Origin of the sequence: Micromonospora sp. NPDC049089 (genome assembly GCF_040648775.1) — a bacterium.
GTDB lineage: Bacteria > Actinomycetota > Actinomycetes > Mycobacteriales > Micromonosporaceae > Micromonospora.
Genome location: NZ_JBEZEH010000003.1, coordinates 75,804 through 92,131, shown reverse-complemented (window position 1 = coordinate 92,131; position 16,328 = coordinate 75,804). Strand labels below are relative to the sequence as shown.

Annotated in this window: 15 protein-coding genes; 8 read left to right on the top strand and 7 right to left on the bottom strand. The window is 68.7% G+C overall.

The genetic code is table 11. The features are described 5' to 3' along the window. Positions 1–371 precede the first annotated feature (371 nt). Positions 372–1,394, top strand: a complete 1,023-nt coding sequence (locus AB0B48_RS01550) for an FtsX-like permease family protein (protein ID WP_357194305.1) — start codon at positions 372–374, stop codon at positions 1,392–1,394. Then, the gene (locus AB0B48_RS01545) at positions 1,391–2,086 is read left to right on the top strand and encodes an ABC transporter ATP-binding protein (protein ID WP_357194302.1); all 696 of its coding nucleotides are present in this window, start codon (positions 1,391–1,393) and stop codon (positions 2,084–2,086) included. Before AB0B48_RS01550 ends, AB0B48_RS01545 begins: the two co-directional genes overlap by 4 nt. A gap of 313 nt (positions 2,087–2,399) precedes the next feature. Here the strand turns inward: AB0B48_RS01545 and AB0B48_RS01540 are convergent, their stop codons facing one another. Then, a complete protein-coding gene (locus AB0B48_RS01540) occupies positions 2,400–2,993 on the bottom strand; it encodes a DUF4240 domain-containing protein (RefSeq protein WP_357194299.1) in 594 nt (197 codons plus the stop codon). A gap of 273 nt (positions 2,994–3,266) precedes the next feature. On the opposite strand from AB0B48_RS01540, the gene AB0B48_RS01535 reads away from it, so the two are divergent. The 5 genes from AB0B48_RS01535 (at position 3,267) to AB0B48_RS01515 (ending at position 7,916) form a co-directional block, all read left to right on the top strand. Then, complete coding sequence (locus AB0B48_RS01535) at positions 3,267–3,722, top strand: NUDIX domain-containing protein (RefSeq protein ID WP_357194296.1); 456 nt, start codon at positions 3,267–3,269, stop codon at positions 3,720–3,722. Between the two features lie 198 nt (positions 3,723–3,920). Beyond that, complete coding sequence (locus AB0B48_RS01530; protein ID WP_357194293.1) at positions 3,921–5,462, top strand: phenylacetate--CoA ligase family protein; 1,542 nt, start codon at positions 3,921–3,923, stop codon at positions 5,460–5,462. Beyond that, complete coding sequence (locus AB0B48_RS01525) at positions 5,459–5,905, top strand: DUF4188 domain-containing protein (protein ID WP_357194291.1); 447 nt, start codon at positions 5,459–5,461, stop codon at positions 5,903–5,905. The genes AB0B48_RS01530 and AB0B48_RS01525 overlap by 4 nt, the downstream gene beginning before the upstream one ends. After that, positions 5,902–7,014, top strand: coding sequence for a hypothetical protein (locus AB0B48_RS01520; RefSeq protein WP_357194288.1), 1,113 nt, complete (start codon positions 5,902–5,904; stop codon positions 7,012–7,014). The genes AB0B48_RS01525 and AB0B48_RS01520 overlap by 4 nt, the downstream gene beginning before the upstream one ends. Then, positions 7,011–7,916: a hypothetical protein gene (locus AB0B48_RS01515; RefSeq protein WP_357194285.1), complete on the top strand. Its 906-nt coding sequence runs from the start codon at positions 7,011–7,013 to the stop codon at positions 7,914–7,916. Before AB0B48_RS01520 ends, AB0B48_RS01515 begins: the two co-directional genes overlap by 4 nt. Positions 7,917–7,929: 13 nt before the next feature. On the opposite strand, the gene AB0B48_RS01510 is transcribed toward AB0B48_RS01515, so the two are convergent. From AB0B48_RS01510 to AB0B48_RS01495, 4 genes are all read right to left on the bottom strand, one after another. After that, positions 7,930–8,622, bottom strand: coding sequence for a zinc ribbon domain-containing protein (locus AB0B48_RS01510; RefSeq protein ID WP_357194282.1), 693 nt, complete (start codon positions 8,620–8,622; stop codon positions 7,930–7,932). 124 nt (positions 8,623–8,746) lie between these two features. Beyond that, positions 8,747–9,706, bottom strand: a complete 960-nt coding sequence (locus AB0B48_RS01505; RefSeq protein ID WP_355498379.1) for a DUF1963 domain-containing protein — start codon at positions 9,704–9,706, stop codon at positions 8,747–8,749. Between the two features lie 233 nt (positions 9,707–9,939). Further along, positions 9,940–12,888, bottom strand: a complete 2,949-nt coding sequence (locus AB0B48_RS01500) for a DUF4132 domain-containing protein (protein WP_357194279.1) — start codon at positions 12,886–12,888, stop codon at positions 9,940–9,942. Between the two features lie 186 nt (positions 12,889–13,074). Continuing rightward, positions 13,075–13,389 carry a hypothetical protein gene (locus tag AB0B48_RS01495; RefSeq protein ID WP_357194276.1) on the bottom strand — a complete coding sequence of 105 codons (315 nt, stop codon included), beginning with the start codon at positions 13,387–13,389 and terminating at the stop codon, positions 13,075–13,077. Between the two features lie 220 nt (positions 13,390–13,609). Between AB0B48_RS01495 and AB0B48_RS01490 the strand changes: the two genes are divergently transcribed. Next, complete coding sequence (locus AB0B48_RS01490) at positions 13,610–14,053, top strand: sigma factor (protein ID WP_357194273.1); 444 nt, start codon at positions 13,610–13,612, stop codon at positions 14,051–14,053. A gap of 234 nt (positions 14,054–14,287) precedes the next feature. Here the strand turns inward: AB0B48_RS01490 and AB0B48_RS01485 are convergent, their stop codons facing one another. After that, on the bottom strand, positions 14,288–14,545 hold the full coding sequence (locus AB0B48_RS01485; protein WP_357194270.1) for a hypothetical protein: 258 nt from the start codon (positions 14,543–14,545) through the stop codon (positions 14,288–14,290). A gap of 498 nt (positions 14,546–15,043) precedes the next feature. Further along, entirely contained in the window at positions 15,044–16,267 is a 1,224-nt protein-coding gene (locus tag AB0B48_RS01480) for an MFS transporter (RefSeq protein ID WP_357194267.1), read from the bottom strand. Positions 16,268–16,328 lie beyond the last annotated feature (61 nt).

Genomic DNA, 16,328 nt, shown 5'->3' with positions numbered 1-16,328 from the left:
GGGGGGGGGGGGGGGGCGGGGCCCCGCCCCCCCCCCCCCGCCGGCCAGGGCGAGCAGGCCGACGGTGAGTAGGTGCAGGCACCAGGTCAGCGTGCGGGTGGCGGGCGTCAGCACCGCAGCGGTGGTCTTCACAGTTCTTCCAGCCTAAGCGGCGATTCCCGCGCGATGCCTCCATCGAAAGTTAGAGCCGGCGTGCAGCCTTTCGACCCGCCACATGCTGTCCTGCGCCAGAAGCAGACCCGGGGGGTCAGCGGCGACGGTAGAGGCCTACCGAAATTCACCTTCACCAAAGGCGGGTCAAAGCGATGTTCGTCGCCTGGAGAGATCTGAAGTTCGCCAAAGGGCGCTTCGCCCTGATGGGGACCGTTATCGTGCTGATCACTCTGTTGGTCGGGCTGCTGTCCGGGTTGACCGCCGGCCTCGGTCAGCAGAATGTCTCAGCGATCACCGGCCTACCGGCCGACATGATCGCGTTCGCAGCGCCCGGCAAGGGCGAGAAGCCGTCATTCGCCAACTCCACCATCGCGCAGAAGCAATGGCAGCAGTGGGCGACTACCCCGGGCGTGAAGCGGGCGCAGCCGCTGGGCATCACCACCACCAAGGCCACCGCCGGCACCAGAAGCACCGCGGCGTCCGCCTTCGGCGTCCAGCCGGGGTCGACCCTCGCACCGGCCACCGACCAGATCGGCGAGCACGCGGCCGTGCTGTCCGTGACCGCCGCCGAGAATCTTGGTGTCGCCCGGGGCGACACCTTCACCCTGGCAGGGCAGCAGGTGAGCGTCGCCGCCGTCAGCGGTGACGCCTCCTACAGCCACACCCCCGTCATCTGGACCAGCCTGGACCTGTGGCAGAAGCTCGCCCCGGCGACCGACGCCAACGACGGCCCCACCGCCACCGTCATCGCCCTGAACATCACCTCCGGCGCCGATGTTCAGGCCGCCGACGCCGCCGCGGGCACCAGGACGGTCTCCACGGCTGACTCACTGTCCGCAATCGGCTCCTACACCTCCGAAAACGGCTCACTGCAGCTCATGCGCGGCTTCCTGTTCGCGATTTCCGCCCTGGTCATCGGCGCCTTCTTCACCGTCTGGACCATCCAGCGCAGCGGCGACGTCGCCGTCCTCAAGGCGCTGGGTGCCTCCACCGCGAACCTGCTCAAGGACGCCCTCGGTCAAGCCGTGGTCCTGCTGACCGGCGGAACCCTGCTCGGCACCGCCCTGGCCGCTGGCCTCGGCGCGCTTGTCGCCGGCGCGGCCGTGCCGTTCCTGCTCACTCCCACCACCATTCTCGTCCCGGCCGCCGTGATGATCGCGCTCGGCGCGCTCGGCGCCGCCCTGTCCATCCGCCGCATCACCTCCGTCGACCCACTGACCGCCCTGGGGAGCGCCCGATGAGCCTGCACCTGCACGACGTCACCCTCACCTACCCCGACGGCGACACCCGCCTGACCGCCCTCGACCAGGTAACCCTGACCGTGCCCAAGGGCAGTCTGACCGCCGTCGTCGGACCGTCCGGCTCGGGCAAGTCCAGCCTGCTCGCCGTCGCCGCCACCCTCATCACTCCGGACTCCGGCACCGTCACCATCGACGGCACCACCACCAGCGGCATGACCCACGGCGAACTCACCACCCTGCGCCGCAACAAGATCGGCATCGTGTTCCAGCAGCCCAATCTGCTGCCATCGCTCACCGCGGCCGAACAGCTCCAGGTCATGGCACAACTCGACGGCCGCTCCCCGGCCAAGGCCCGCAGCCGGGCGATGCAACTCCTCGACTCCGTCGGCCTCGCCGCCCAGGCAGCCCGGCGCCCCCACCAGTTGTCCGGCGGCCAACGACAACGCATCAACATCGCCCGCGCACTGATGAACGACCCCACCGTGCTGCTGGTCGACGAACCCACCAGCGCTCTGGACCGCGAACGAGGCGCCACCATCATCGACCTCATCACCCGCCTCACCCACCAGGAGGCCACCGCCACCGTTCTCGTCACCCACGACCGGACCCACCTCACCGCGGTCGACCAGATCACCAAGGTCCAGGACGGCCGACTCACCATGTCGGCGCTGACGCGGGGAGCGCGCGCGTAGACAGCCACGCGGACGGTAAGAACTGGTGGGAACCGTCCGTTGTCGCTCCGCTATCGCGTATTCCGTAGGCCACCGAACCGGTCCTCACGGTGAGCCGACCCTTGATGCACGACGAGCCTCGAGTCGTACGCCTCAACCCGGCGGACCGGCCAGGCATCCTCCGCGGTCTCGAAGTAGTACGTCGCACAGCCAAGATGTCGTACTCGTCGCCCCCGTGATGTGCTCCACCGGCGACGGAAGTAACGGTTCACCACGAAAGACTTCAGTCCTGGCTTGGCATGCCGTCTTCAAGCGTGGGGCTCAGCCGCTGAGATCAATGCTCGCCAGGGCCGAGGAACAGCTCGGCCAGCCGGGGTAGCCGCCTCCGCATCTCGTCATCGTTGTCGAAGTCGAAGTCCTCACCCATGTCGGGCTCGCGGGCCTCGTCGATGCCATTCGCAGCGTGCTGGCGGGCCTTCATCGCTTCGTAGAAGGCGTCGTCGTTACCACCTGTGACCTGCTCGTAGGCCTCGCTGGCTACGTAGTTCACCGACTCGGCGAACAGCGTGCCGTCGTCGTCCTCGGCCGCCGCTTGTCGTACCGCGGGATGGTCAGCCAGTCCGTCGGGCGAGGCCAGGACACGCTCGTACCACTCGCGCCCCAGCGCGATGACTCCCGCCCGGAAATCTATGAAGCTGTCGTCCGAGCATCCACCGCCGATCAGGTACGCAGCCGCCCACACGTCCCAACGGTAGAGCGCGTCATGGAGCTGATCGAACAGCTCCTGGAACTCGAGGATGCCCTCCGATGATGTAGCGGCCAAACGCGTCACCAGTGCCGCGGCAACGGCCTCACCGTCGTCGCCGGTCCGCCCGTCGAGACCCGCCCCGGCCGACCTTACGACCGCCCAAAACTCATCAACGTCCACGGCGCGAGAGTCTCCCACGACCAACTGACACAACTCATCCCTTGCAACCCAGGCACCAGTCGCGAGCAGCCGCTCAAGCCCTCCTGACCCTGAACATGCGTCGATGGGCGCGAGCCGGTCGATACGGACAGCGGTTGTCTCGGCAGGTGTAGGGGTAGGGGCGCAGACCGCCAGCGCTCGAAGCCATTCGCTACGCACCATGAGGGCGTCGCCGAACGCCGGTCACGCGAAGGTCGTCGCCGGCTCGGTGGGGTCCGGTTGGGAGGTGCACGGATGAGTTGCCGGCTGGCGGCACATGCCGTGTGCATTGAGGAGGGGCGTGTGCTCCTCGCCCGTTATGTTTCGGCGACGGGGGACACGAACTGGACCCTTCCGGGTGGCAAGGTTGAGCAGGCGGAGGATCCGTTCGATGCTGTGGTGCGGGAGGTCGCCGAGGAGACGGGCTGCGTTTCGGTGGTCGAACGCCTGCTAGGCGTGGACTCGCGGGTGATTCCTGCCGCTGAGACGCGTCTGGGGATCGAGCATCAGAACGTCGGTATCTTTACCAGGTCCGGATCACTGGTGGTGTCCTTCGGCCCGAGGCGAACGGCGAGACCGCCGAGTCGGTCTGGACATCGATCTCAGATGTCGCCGGTCTGTGCCGGTCGTCGCTGGTCGATGTCGGTCTTGCGCTGGCGCGAACGCTTCCGGCGACCGGTCACGTCTCTCCGGTTGCGGTCGGCGGCCTGATTCGGCACTGACGCGCCGTCCGGGCGACGACAGAGAGAACAGTGAGTAGTCAGTGAGCTTGGAGATGGCTCACTGTTGGGTCCTCAAGCCGACCCGGCCTCGTCTCGAACTCGTTGCAACCCGCGGGGGTTCGAATACTCAGGAGGGCTGAGTATTCGTCATCAGGTGGCCGGCTCGACCGACCCCTAGTGTTGCCGCGTGGTGACATTCCTGCGTCGGTGGACCCTGCGGGCCGCGAGCTTCGCCCTGACCTGGCTCTACACCCTCTACCGGATCCATCCGGCGGTGTGGCGGCTCACGGCACGTCAGTACCGTCCCTACATGGGCCGCTTCGCCCGGCTACACGCCTGGATGACCTGCCAGTTCGCCGCGATCGACGTGCCCGCGTACGGCGTCTTTCTCCGCCGCCACCACTGGCGGTTCCGCTGGTTCGATCTGTCGTCCTACCCGCCCACCGACAAGCGGTCGTACGTGCAGGCGTACCCGGAGGCGCAGCGTTGTCGGCACGGGCAGATCGAGATCGCCGGCAGCGTGGTCGACGAATCGTCGGGCTCGTCCGGCCAGCCGTTCAACTGGATCCGCAGCCGCCGCGAGCTGCGCTCGGTGCACAAGAACCTGGCCGGCTACGCGACAATGGTGTTCCCGTCCGAGCGGCGCTTCGTCATCAACGCGTACTCAATGGGCGCCTGGGCCACCGGGACCAATACCGGCATCGCCATGTCGGCGATCGCGATGGTCAAGAACACGGGGCCCGACCTGCGGAAGATCGTCGACACCCTGTTGTACTTCGGCCCCGGCTTCGACTACATCGTCACCGCCTACCCACCGTTCCTCAAGCACCTGCGCGACAAGCTCGACGCCGATGACTTCCCCTGGGCCGAATACCGCATCAGCGGACTCGTCGGCGGTGAGGGGATGACCGAAGCGCTGCGCGACTACCTGGAGGAGCGCTTCGTCAAGGTGCGTTCCGGCTACGGGGCCAGCGACCTCACCATCGGCATGGCCGGGGAGAGCGACTTCAGCGTCTGGGTCCGCCGACAGCTGCGTACCGACGCCGCGCTGCGGACCGCGCTGCTCGGCGCCGACGAGCACCGGCTGCCGATGGTCTTTCAGTACAACCCGCTGGAGACCTACCTGGAGACCACAGCGGACCACGAGGTGCTCTGCACGATCAACTCCACGGCGATGCTCAATCCCCGAGTCCGCTACAACATCGGCGACGAGGGCCGGCTGATCTCGTACCCGGATGTCCTGGCCGCGATCGCCGATCCCGCGGCGCGGGCCGCCGCGGACCGTGCCTGGCAGGTCGACCGGATGCGTCTACCACTGCTGTTCCTGTACGGCCGCAAGGACAGCACGATCTCCTATATGGGCGCCAACATCTACCCGCAGGACGTCGAGTATGGCCTCTATGCGGGCAATCCCCAGGCGCACCTGCTGCAGAGCTTCTGCCTGGCGGTGACCGAGCAGGCCGACCTGGAGAGCCGGCCGGTGGTCAACCTGCAACTCCGCGAGGGCCTGGCGCTCGACCCGGTGCAGCGGCGAACCCTCATCGACACCTGCCGCGCGGGAGTGTTGCGCCACCTCGCCGAGGTCAGCCGGGACTTCGCCGAATCCCTCGCCGAGGACCCGTCCGCGGCGGACCTGCGGGTGGAGGTCCACGAGTACGGCACCGGCCCGTTCGCCGACGCGGCGTCCAGAATCAAGAACGTCTACCTGGTGAAGGGCGCGCCAGCATGAGGACCACCGACTTCTCCGCCGCGCCCGCCGTGGGCCAGGCGACAGCCATGTTCGTCGGCGCCACCCGTTACCGGGGGCCGCGCTCGATCATCACGCTCACCCGGACCTGGATCCGAATGGTCCGGCAGATGAGACGGATGGACGGATACCGCTGGCACACCGTCTACTACCAGTTCCCGTTCACGCTCGGCACCATCGCCTTCTTCAGCGACCGTGACGCGCTCCTGACGTTCGCCCGCAGCCGCCATCACCGGGACCTCATGTGCTGGGTGACCGATCACGGCACGAAGAACGCGACAGGCGGCTACATCCGCCTCTACAACGCCGAGCCAGAGGGCTACAGCAACGGCATCTGGCGCGCCGAGTCCGACGTCATGGCACACATACCTACGTTCACGCCGCTCTCACGTGAGACGTCCGGCCCGCCGGTGCACCGCGCATGAGAGTGGACCCCGTGCAGTCGCGGGCCGACCTGCGCGCATTCGTCGACTTTCCGCTCCGGCTCCACCCGACCGACCGGTACGTACCGCTGGTGTCCTCGGTCATCGCGGCCCACCGGGACGCCGCCGAGCTGTTCGTGGTCCGCGACCGACGCGGCGAGGTCGTGGGACGCACCAGCATGCACCGCAGCGCGCCCCTCGACGACAAGATCGGCCCACGACAACTGTTCGGGCACACCGAGTTCGTCGACGACGACGACGTCTTCACTGCCATCATGGACGCGGTTGCGACCCGGGCCGACGGTCGACACCTGTTCGGGCCGGTGGCCCTGCTGCCCAACCAGACCGGCGGGGTGATCACCTCCGGCTTCGCCGACCGGGGCTTTGTGGACTCGGCGTGGAACCCCCCCTACTACCCCAAAATGTACGAGCGGCACGGCTTCCACCGTCGCTTCGAGGCCGACACCTGGCTGGTCGATCTCGACGGTACGGCCCCGGCTGCTCGGCCCGCAGCCGGTGCTCCGGCCGGAACCGACCACGGTTTCACCTTCGACGATGCTCGGATGGCCGCCGAACGGCTCGTCATCCGGCACGGCTCCCGGTGGCACCTGCGCAGCCAACTGCCGATCCTGCGCCGGATGCTCAACGCGAGCTTCGCGCAGTTGGGCTACTACACCGACATCTCCGCCGAGCAACTGGCGGAGCAGACCGACGGCCTGGCGTTCCTACTCGACGAGGCGCTGCTGCTCTGGCTGGAGAAGGCCGGCCGACCCGTCGCGTTCGTCGTCACCGTGCCGGACATCTCCGACTACCTGATGAGCGTCGGCGGTCGGCTCGGCGTACTCAATCAGCTCCGGCTTCTCGCCAGCCGCGGCCGGTACCGGCGGGACGCGGTCCTCATCATCAAGGGCACCGTTCCCGATGAGCAGGGCAACGGGTACCTGACGCTGCTGTCCCGGGAGTTGCATCGCAACCTCGCCCGCAACGGCTACCGGACGCTGCGCAGCACCTTCGTCGAGCGGACGAACGTCGCTTCGGCCGCTCAGTACCGGCGCGCGGGTGGGCGGCCACTGCACGGGTACACCTTCTACGAGCGAGGAACAGCGGTGTGAGTTGGGTCGAGCAGTTGCGGGCTGCCGAGGCGATCTGCCGCCGGGCACCAAGCGCACACAACACGCAGCCGTGGCGACCGGAATACCACACCGACGAGATCACCATCGATGTTGATCCCGCGTGCCGCCTGCCCGACTCCGACCCGACCGGGCGTGACCTGACCCTCGGTATCGGCGCGTTCGTCGAGACATGCCTCATCGTCTCCGCCGAACTCGGCCTCACCGTCACGGTGGCGCCCGGTCCACGACTGGTCCCCGCAGCACAGAGGTACACGACTCCGTTCACGATCGCCGACATCGAGGCCCGCCGGGTCGCCCGTGGTCCATACGCACCCGGGTACGTCGACGACGCCGTCCTCGCCGATCTCGAGCCGGGTATCGCGCACGTCCCGACCCGAGATCTCGTATCGGACCTGGCCGTCGCCGACCGGTGGATGTTCCGCACACCTGCCGTCGCCGTCGAGTTGCGGGACTGGCTGCGTCTCAGTCCGCGCCATCCGCGATATCACCTCGACGGACTCACGGACCGGGCGCTCAGCCTGTCCCGGACCGAGGCGCGTGTCCTGTCCGCCGCGCTGCGCGCGTACCCGGTCACCCGCCGACTGGGCCTGCCGGCGCTGCTGGCCGCCAGCGGCCGCGGCCTGTTGCGCTACGACGGCAGCGTCCTGGTCCTCCTCGCCGTCGACGGCGACGACCAGATCACCTCAGGCCGACGTCTGCTGCGTACGTGGCTGGCTCTCGCCCGGCACGGCCTGGCGGTCCATCCGCTCAGCCAGCTTATCGACTGCCCCGCGACCGCCGGTCGGCTCGCCGACCGGGTCGCCGGCCAACCGCTCGCCGTGTTTCGCGTCGGCCGACCCCGCATCGCCCCGGTCCGTTCGGCCCGCCGCGGCGAGCGATAGATCACTACGATCGCTAGCCTCGCGCGAGCTTCAGGGTTGCGCTGAGCGTCAACGGCGGTGGGGCAATGGGTCGTGTTGCCCCTCGGACACGAACCACAACCCCACGGTGCGCGCTGAGATCCACTGCAGCGCGCACCGTTCGCGTTTCGGTCTGGTAGGTGAGTCGCAGTCCGAGTTGCCGGTAGACCTCAGCTTTGTCGTCGGGGTCGGCGTCGCGCAGCACGGCGGCGATGTCGCCGAGCGCTCGGACTAGGTCGGCGATCTGGGAGCGGCTCATCCGGCGTGGCTCTGTCTGCGGGGTCGTTTGAAGACCAGCTTCGGCTCGTGTCCGTTCGGCCTGGGTTTCGGTGATCCAACCGGTCACTAGTGCGGGATCTGCGCCGGCGTCGAGGGCAGCCCGATATTGGGCGAACTTTGCGGCACAGGCCGCGATCGTGGCCTGCGCTGCGGCCGTCTGTGGCGTTGTGTCCGTTGGTTGGGCGTCGCACATGGCGGTGATCGTTCGATCGAGGTGGTCCGGGGTGAACGCAGATGCCAGCCACTCGTCGAGCGGGTCGGTGAGGGCGTCCTCGCGCAGGTAGACGTTGCGGGGGTGTTCGACCTCGTTGGCCAGGGCGTACTCCTGGGGGAAACGGCAGCGGTAGTAGGCGGCGCCGTGGTTGTACTGGCCTTGCATGCGTCGCTGACAGACGGCGCAGTAGATCATCCCCCGGAAGACGTAGGGGTTGCGGGCATCGCTAGCCTCGCGCGAGCTTCAGGTTGCGCTGAGCGTCAACGGGCGCCGAGTAGGTGGGCAACAGGTTGGTTACGAGTACAACACCTGTCCTCGCTCATTCGGTGAACTCGGTCCAGGAGACAGCGCGGTCGAGCCGCTGGGCGGCGAGGTCGTCGACACGGATCATGAAGCGGCCGAAGTAGACGTCGTCACGGGTCTCGAACTGCACCAACGGGAGCCACTCCCGGCGGGTCCGCTGCAACTGCTGTTCCACGAGGAAGGCCTCCTGGGCGCGGTCGATGCCGGTTAGGCGGCCTCGCAGCTTCTTCTCTGCCATCTCCAGCTCAGGATCGTTGTACAGGTGGCCGTAGGACGTGCCGCCGGTGTGCCACGAGTAGCCGCCGAACTGGAAGGCGGCGAAGTTGGCGGTTGGCCAGAGCCGGTCGACCAGGGCACACAGTTCCCGACGATGCGGCATGTCGCGCGCCATCTGCTGCTGAAAGACGGACAGGTCCGCATCCTCCGCGGTCAACCACGAGGGCAGGTCGGCGTGGACGACAGCGAAAAGGTCCTGCTCGGGGGCGATGAAGTCACGGTTCGCGTAGTAGGGATGGGCAGCGTAGTCAGCCGGCAACTGCGCCGCGGTCTCCGTGCCGGCCCGCACGTACAGCAGCCGCCCGTACTGCTGCTCGTCGCTGCGCTCACAGACGTCGTAGTCCTCTTCGTGATGCAGGAACACCAGCAGGGAGCCGTCCGACGGTAGCGGCAGGCGCTCGACCCGCGGTAGCGCGGCACAGTCGAAGGACGCGACGAACGGCAGTGGGTAGCCCTCCGGGTCGGTGGGCCACGGCATGCCGACCGGGAGCTGCGGTAGGCCGCCGGCCTGGCCGACGAGCAGGTCGGCGGGCCGCCCGGGCGCCAGGTCCCGAGGATGCGCTGCGATCTCGCCGTTGTACTGCTGACTTGTCCAGATGGCGAAGCGCAGCAGTTCGGCGAACGTCGCCGTCTCCGTCTCGGTGAAGCCCGCTTCGGTCGCGGCTCGCCGCAAAAGCCCGTAGTGATCCACGGACGTCATACTGACAGGCCTAATTCAGCCGGCGGTGGCAGGCGTCATCCGCTCTTCGGCTACTCGCCCACCGCGGCGGCCAGGATGTCGTAGTCGTGCCCTTGTGGTCGAAGCTGCTCCCGTCCGCGGTCAGCACCGCGGCCAGGGACTTTGGTCTTTCAGCGGCTTAATACCGGTGCCCTGGGCGGGAGCGGCGCCCAGGGCGGAGGCGACGAGCGCGTTGGTGGCGACGGCGGCGCGGATCAGCTCGTCAGATAGCGCAGGTCCCGCACCGCCTCGCAGAACGCGACGGGGCCCAGGCCCTCGCACCCGCGTACTCCAGTCAGGGTCTTGGGCTGGTCCGGTTCATGCCAGTTATATCGAGGCGTATATGTGATCTCAACTGTCTGCGGCCAGTCGCGCCGCACAGTGGTGTGGTCCTCGCCGAAGCGCCAGCCCTTCGAGGTGAGTACGAACAGTTTCCGCGCGTCGATTTTCATGCCGGCGAAGGTAGCCGGGTCTATCTCGTCCGGTGTTGCCAGCTTGCGGCCTAGCTGCGGGAACGGCTGGATGATGGCGTAGTCGGCGAAGATCTCCGACCAGGCGGCCCGGTCGTCGCCGAGGTGCCACGGGTGCGGCACGGCGACGGTGGCCGTGTCGTCGAGCTGCCATGCCTGGTCGTGCAGGTCGGCGAACGTCCGGTCCTCGGCGACCCGGAAGCTGACGGTGCCGTGTTCGCCGGACGCCGCCCACACCAGCCGGTGGGTGAGCTGCCACATCAGCGGGTGATCCAGGAACAGGTCGCGGAACTCGGCCGCACTCCATCGGCGACCGGTGACCATGGCGTCCTCGATGGCCCGGATGCGCTCGCCGCCGATCTGTTTGACCTCCTTCTTCAGGTCGGCGAAACGTTCGTACGCCGCCGGTGCCAGTACCGGATCGTCGGTGGCGGCCGGCCGCGGCAGCCGGGACAACCGGCGTCCGTCTGGGGCCGCGATCCACGGCTGCAACTGCTCGTCGAGGTTCACCGTGAATCGGCGTGGCCCGTAGTCCAGGACCGTCCGGCCATCCGCGTCGAGACCCAGGTCCGGCACGATCCGGTCGGCGAGTTGCTCGGGGCTCAGGCCACGGGCGGCGGCTGTGCGGGCGAGTCGTTGGGAGGCGTGCTCGCGTAGACCGGCGGTTGACGCTCTGCGGCTGAGCCGATGCAGCTGGGTCAGGGCGAAGTCGGTGCCGATCGCGGCGAGCACGTCCATCGCGGTGCGGATCCGGGCGCTGGCGGACGACCATTGCGGGAGTACGGCCACCAGGTCGGCGACGGTGGTGTCGTCACCGAGCGCGGCGATGGAGACCAGCGCGATGCCGCTCTTCGGCGGGTATTCGGCCGCGCGCCACTGCTCGAGGACGGCCCAGGCGAACGCGCCCAGCTGTTGTGGCTCGCAGGTGTCACGGGCGGCAATGAGCTCCGGTCGCGGCTTGGTGATCGTGGAGAGGGCGAGCAGCACACACAGCCGGTGGACCGCCTCTGGGGCCAGTCTCTCGCCGGTGTCGCGGACGGTGACCTCGGCAAGCTTGGCGGGGATCAGCCATTCCGGCAGGTCCGGTTCCCGCGGCAGCACGCCGGACAGAACCGGTGGCACCACGCCCTGCGGGCCGGGGGAAGGCAGACCGGCGATCGCCTGGACGCGGGCCCGCCCGTCGTCGTCGAGGGCCGCCAGCGACTGGGGATACGCGAGAACGTGGTCGCGCAGCAACTCGATGACGAGTGGCTCGGTGGCTCTGGTGAGCAGTGCCCGCAGCGCCGTCCCGGGATCGCGCTTGGCCGCCGCCAGCAACGCCGGCCGGAAGTATTGGCGCTCGACCCGGTCCACGACGAGCCCGAACGCCTCTTTGGTCGGGATCGCGGCCAGCGCGGCGACGGCCCGTTTCACGTTGTCCGCGCCGTCGATGTGGCGGTAGTAGTCCTGCTGGTCCAGCATCGTCGCCCACCCGGCGCCGAGCCCGGCCCCGCCGTTCGCGACGATCTCCTCGGCCCGGGCGCGGCCCGGCCCGGCCAGGTGCGGGATCCACCGCGGCTCGGTGAGCACCATCGCGCCGAACAGGTCCCGCGACACCGCGTCGTCGCGCTCGGCGAGGACACGCAGAACCCGCAGCGGGTAGCGGGTCAGCACGCCCGACTTGAGCAGGTTCCCTGGCCGCCACGGCTTCTCGTCGAGGTGGTCGCGGACCAGGATCCGCATCGCGTCGTCGCTGGGTGTGCCGGCGACGAACCGGGCCGCATCCGGGTTGAGTCGTGTCGGCTGGTTCAGGGCGTTGAATTCGTGCAGGTAGAGCAGTTCCAGATAGAAGTCGTCAGCCAGAAAGGTGACGGCGGCCGGTCCCACACCGTCCAGCACCGTGACGGCGTCCCCGGGTTCCTCGAAGCCGAGCATCGTCCGGCGGATCGCGCCGCGCAGTTGCTCGAGATGTTCGGCGCGGCTCGCGGCCAGTAACAGGATCCCGGACATCGTGCGGTGATCGGCCTCGATCCACTCCTCCCGGCCGGGCTCGTCGAACCATGCCGCTGCCGCCGCACAGTCCTCGTCCACCCAGTCCTGCCGGGTCGGCATCAGGTAGGAGGACAAGATGCGGCCGGCCGGGAAGTTCCGATGCCCGGCCAGGACGGATTCCGTCTCCCTGTAATCCCGGTCCGACGCGACCGCGAGGTGACGCCGGACCGCCCGGGCCACCGCATACGTGGCGCCGAGGTCATCGCCGCGCCACCCCTGCTCGTAGGTGTCGCCCTCGGAGGCGCGGGTCCAGAGCTCACCGGTGTGGCAGATCTGGTTCGCCGCCACGACGGCCCGGACCGCGAACAGCAGCCCGGCCCGGGCCACCCATGCGTCCACCAGGGTCTGCCCGTCGGCGGGCACGTTGCGATAGACCACGAGCAGCGCTGCCACCGCAGCGGCGACCGGGTCATCATCCGGTGCCCGCAGATGCCGCTCGCCGGCGGCGACCAGCGCCGCGTCGAAGACGGCGTTACGGCCCAGCACGAGGGCACGTCCCTGCGTGATCCGGTCCGTCGCGAGGAGGTCCCGAAGCCGCTGCGCGGCGCCCGCCGGATCGGTGATCGCCGGCCGCCACCGGCCACCTCGCCGCGGATGGACACGGGCCCACCAATCCTTCGGCATGTACCAGGCGTCCTCGTCCGGCACCGTGAACCCGCGCATAGACCCTCCTCGTCGACAGTTCGCGGGGAGGGTAGTACATCGGTATGACAGATACTGTCCACAGTGGACGGCTTTCCAGGGGCCGCAGCGCAGCGGATGTGCGAGGGTCTTCCCGATATCGAACCGGCTTCTGAGGGTGACGGAGCGGGGCTGCGATCTGTTCGATTCGTTCGGATTCGAGCGGGTCTACGACGTTCCGCCAGCACAGATGCTCAACGGCATCCGCACGGTGGCAATGGGAGCCGAGATGAGGGCCTCGGAGGTGACCTGGCAGATGGTGGGCAGTACACGCGGCTGGCACCCATCCGGCCCGATGATCAACGCAAAGACCAGGTGCAGGGTCGCGTCGATCAGTTTGATCATCCCGCGGGTGGCCGGGTGCTGGACCATCGTGCTGTCCGCTGTCAGGCGAGCGGTCAGATCAGCCGGCTGACGCCGATCCAGTTCGGGAATCGCTATCCGGATCAGGCGACAGATGAGGCCCCGCCGGACGTCCAGCACGATCCGTTCCGCCGTACGCTCACTCAGCCACGTCTGTCCCGCGGCCAGCCGCAGTGCCCGGTACCACTACCTGCTCGACCGCGACGACGATCTCTTCAGGGCGCATCGGCGCGACCGTAGATCCCGCTCGATCATCCTGTCGATCCGCCCACTTTTTCGAGCGGTGCAACGTTCCGGGTGGGCGGTTCCGTTCTACCTCCGTCACGAGGAGGCAGTGGACTTGATAGCCGAAGACGAGCAAGCATTCCGCGAGTTCGTGGCGTCAGAGATGGCGTCACTGCGCAAGCTGGCGTACGTGACCTGCGGCGACTGGCACGCGGCGGAGGACGCCGTGGCCAATGCTCTAATCAAGCTCTATCCCCGCTGGCGGAAGTTGGACCGGCCCGATCTCTACGTCAAGACCATGGTCTACCGGGCTGCGGTCGACGAGACCCGTCGGCCGTGGCGGCGCGAGCGGTCGGCCGGTGACGCCATGCCGGACATCGCGCTGCGCGACCCCGCCGGTGCGATCGACGAGCGGATGCGCCTGCGGGCGGCGCTCGACGCGGTGCCACCCCGGCAGCGAGCCGCAGTCGTGCTCCGGCACTACCTGGCACGGCGACCTGGAGTTCGCCGTGCCCGCGGCGCACTTTGCGCTCCTGCCGCCGATCTTTCCCGAGCTTGACTTCTGGGTGCCGGCGGGAGAAGGCGTGCTGGCGCCGTTGACGGCACCCGCACCATTCTCGACGCGACGGACCTGACCCGCGACAACGAGGACCAGCCACCGCGCGGCTGATCGCAGCCTGGCCGCCATCCCCGTGGGAGGCGGCGCCCAGCCGGGGGTGCGGGCAGCCCCCACCTGCACCCAGGCAGCCTGACCGACCGTCTTAACCAGACAGTCACCGGGGTGAGGAGCACCTCACCGGCTGGGCGTGATGTCGGAGTACCAAACGGGGTTGCAGGCGGCCAATCGAGCAGTGGTCTTGGTGACGGCCAGGCCGTAGGGCTGGAAGTGCACGTCGCGCTTGTCGATGTCCTCCAGCATCATCCAGGTGTGCTCGAGCGGGGTCTCGGTGAAGCACACGACCTTCTGCGTCGCCGCGTACGTCAGGTTCGGCTCGTGCATCGACGCCGGCCCGAACGGTGAGCGTGCCTCGATGTATCCGTCCCCGATCATCGTCAGCAGGTTCTCCCGGGCACTGGGCCGTCATTACCGAGAGCGTCACGGGTTAGGTGGATCAAGAAGGTCGACAGGTCGGTACGTCGTTGCAGAAGGTCCTCGATACTGGCCACAGGTCCACTTTGCAATACCTCTGGTGTAGCCGGGTGGGCTGCCCCGCCGCTTCCGGCATCACCAACCTCCACAACATCATCCTCGCCGGCTGACCACCCGCCCGGCCCGGGCAACGCCTACAGGCGCGGGCAACGACGGGCAAGATCGTTCTCGCCCCCGACGCCTGATGGTGAGGTAGGGCCGAAGAGGGCCCCGCGGTGATGAACAGGCACTCCACCGTGGAGCCGGGGACCTGTCGTTCTGAGGATGCCTCGAGCGAAGCGCCGTACACGCTCCGTGGCTATGCGGGAACTGAGGACGGCGCCCATGGCGGCGGAGGCTCGGCAGCAGGCGGTCTTCGCCCTGGCGGCCTGCCGGCACCGCGCCGGACGCGGCTGGATCTCAGCCGGTCTGATGCGAGAGCGTCACGGCGATCGCTGGACCGAACGCGACACTGAGCAGATAGGCAAGGTTGAACAAGCCCAAGGCTTCGGCCTTGTGAGAGCCGGGCACGACGCCGGTCGCTCGCAGGGCGAGTACGCCCTGGCCGGTCGCGGCGGCAAGGGACGCGAGTGCCATCGCCACCAGCAGTAGCGGCACGGCGGAGGCGACCGCAGCCAGCAGCGGCGCGGCGACGGCTGCGCCGAGCAATGCGGCGGCCGTCACGCGGTGTGGCACCCGCACGGACGCCGCGGTCAGGAACCCCGAGCAGAGGCCGCCGAGCAGGTACGGCGCCAGCAGCACGACTCCGCTCCGGGTGCTGTCCCAGCCCGCGTGCTCTCGCAGCAGATCTGGTGCGGCGTAGAGCAGGGTGAAGTTCACCAGGCCCACAGTGAAAACCAGCACGCACGCCGTGAGGAACCGGCCGTTACGCGCCACTGCGGCGGGCAGAAAGCCGTCGGGGCGAACGTTCGTCCGGACCACGAGCAACACCAGCAGCGCGACGGTGACCGGGCCGGCCACCAGCGGACGGTGCGGAGTGAGAACTGCCGCGGTGACCAGCATGGCAAGGAGAGCCATGCCGAGCGGATCGAACGACGCCGGCACCGCGTCCGGCGGTGTGGCGTCGCGGCGGGCCGCAGGCACGGCGGCCACCGCCAGCAGGGGCAACGCCAGCACCGCCTGCCACGAAAGGAGTTCGGCTACCAGTGCACCGGTCAGCGGACCGGTGGCCCCCACGATCGCCAGCGACGCGGCGACCACCCCCATCCGCCGAGGTGAATCGGCCAGTTTCATGGCCGTCACGCTGAGGCCGGCGGACCCCAGTGCCTGCACCGCCGCGCCGGCCACCAACGCCGGCAGTGTCGGCACCAGCACGAGGAGGATCGTCCCCGCGGCCAGCAGCGCGGCCGAGGCGGTCAGGGCCGTCCGTACGCCGCGGCGGGCCAGTAGCGCCGCCAGCAGTGGCGTACCCAACGCGATCCCCCAGCCGAAGGCGGTCACGCCGGCCGCCGCGGCCCCTTCCCCGGTGCCCGTCGCGCGCGCCAGGTCGTCGAGCAGCAGGGCCGGCGCGGCGATCCCGTACGACAGCGGACCGGCCAGCAGGGCCAGCCAGGGCGTGGCCACCCGTCGTGGTGCGACCTGCCCGTGACCGTTGGCGGTTCGGTGCCGCTGTAGATAATCCATGTCATTCCTCCGGTGTCGGCTCGGATCAGCCTCGCCGGGGTCGCTTACCGCCGACTGCTCG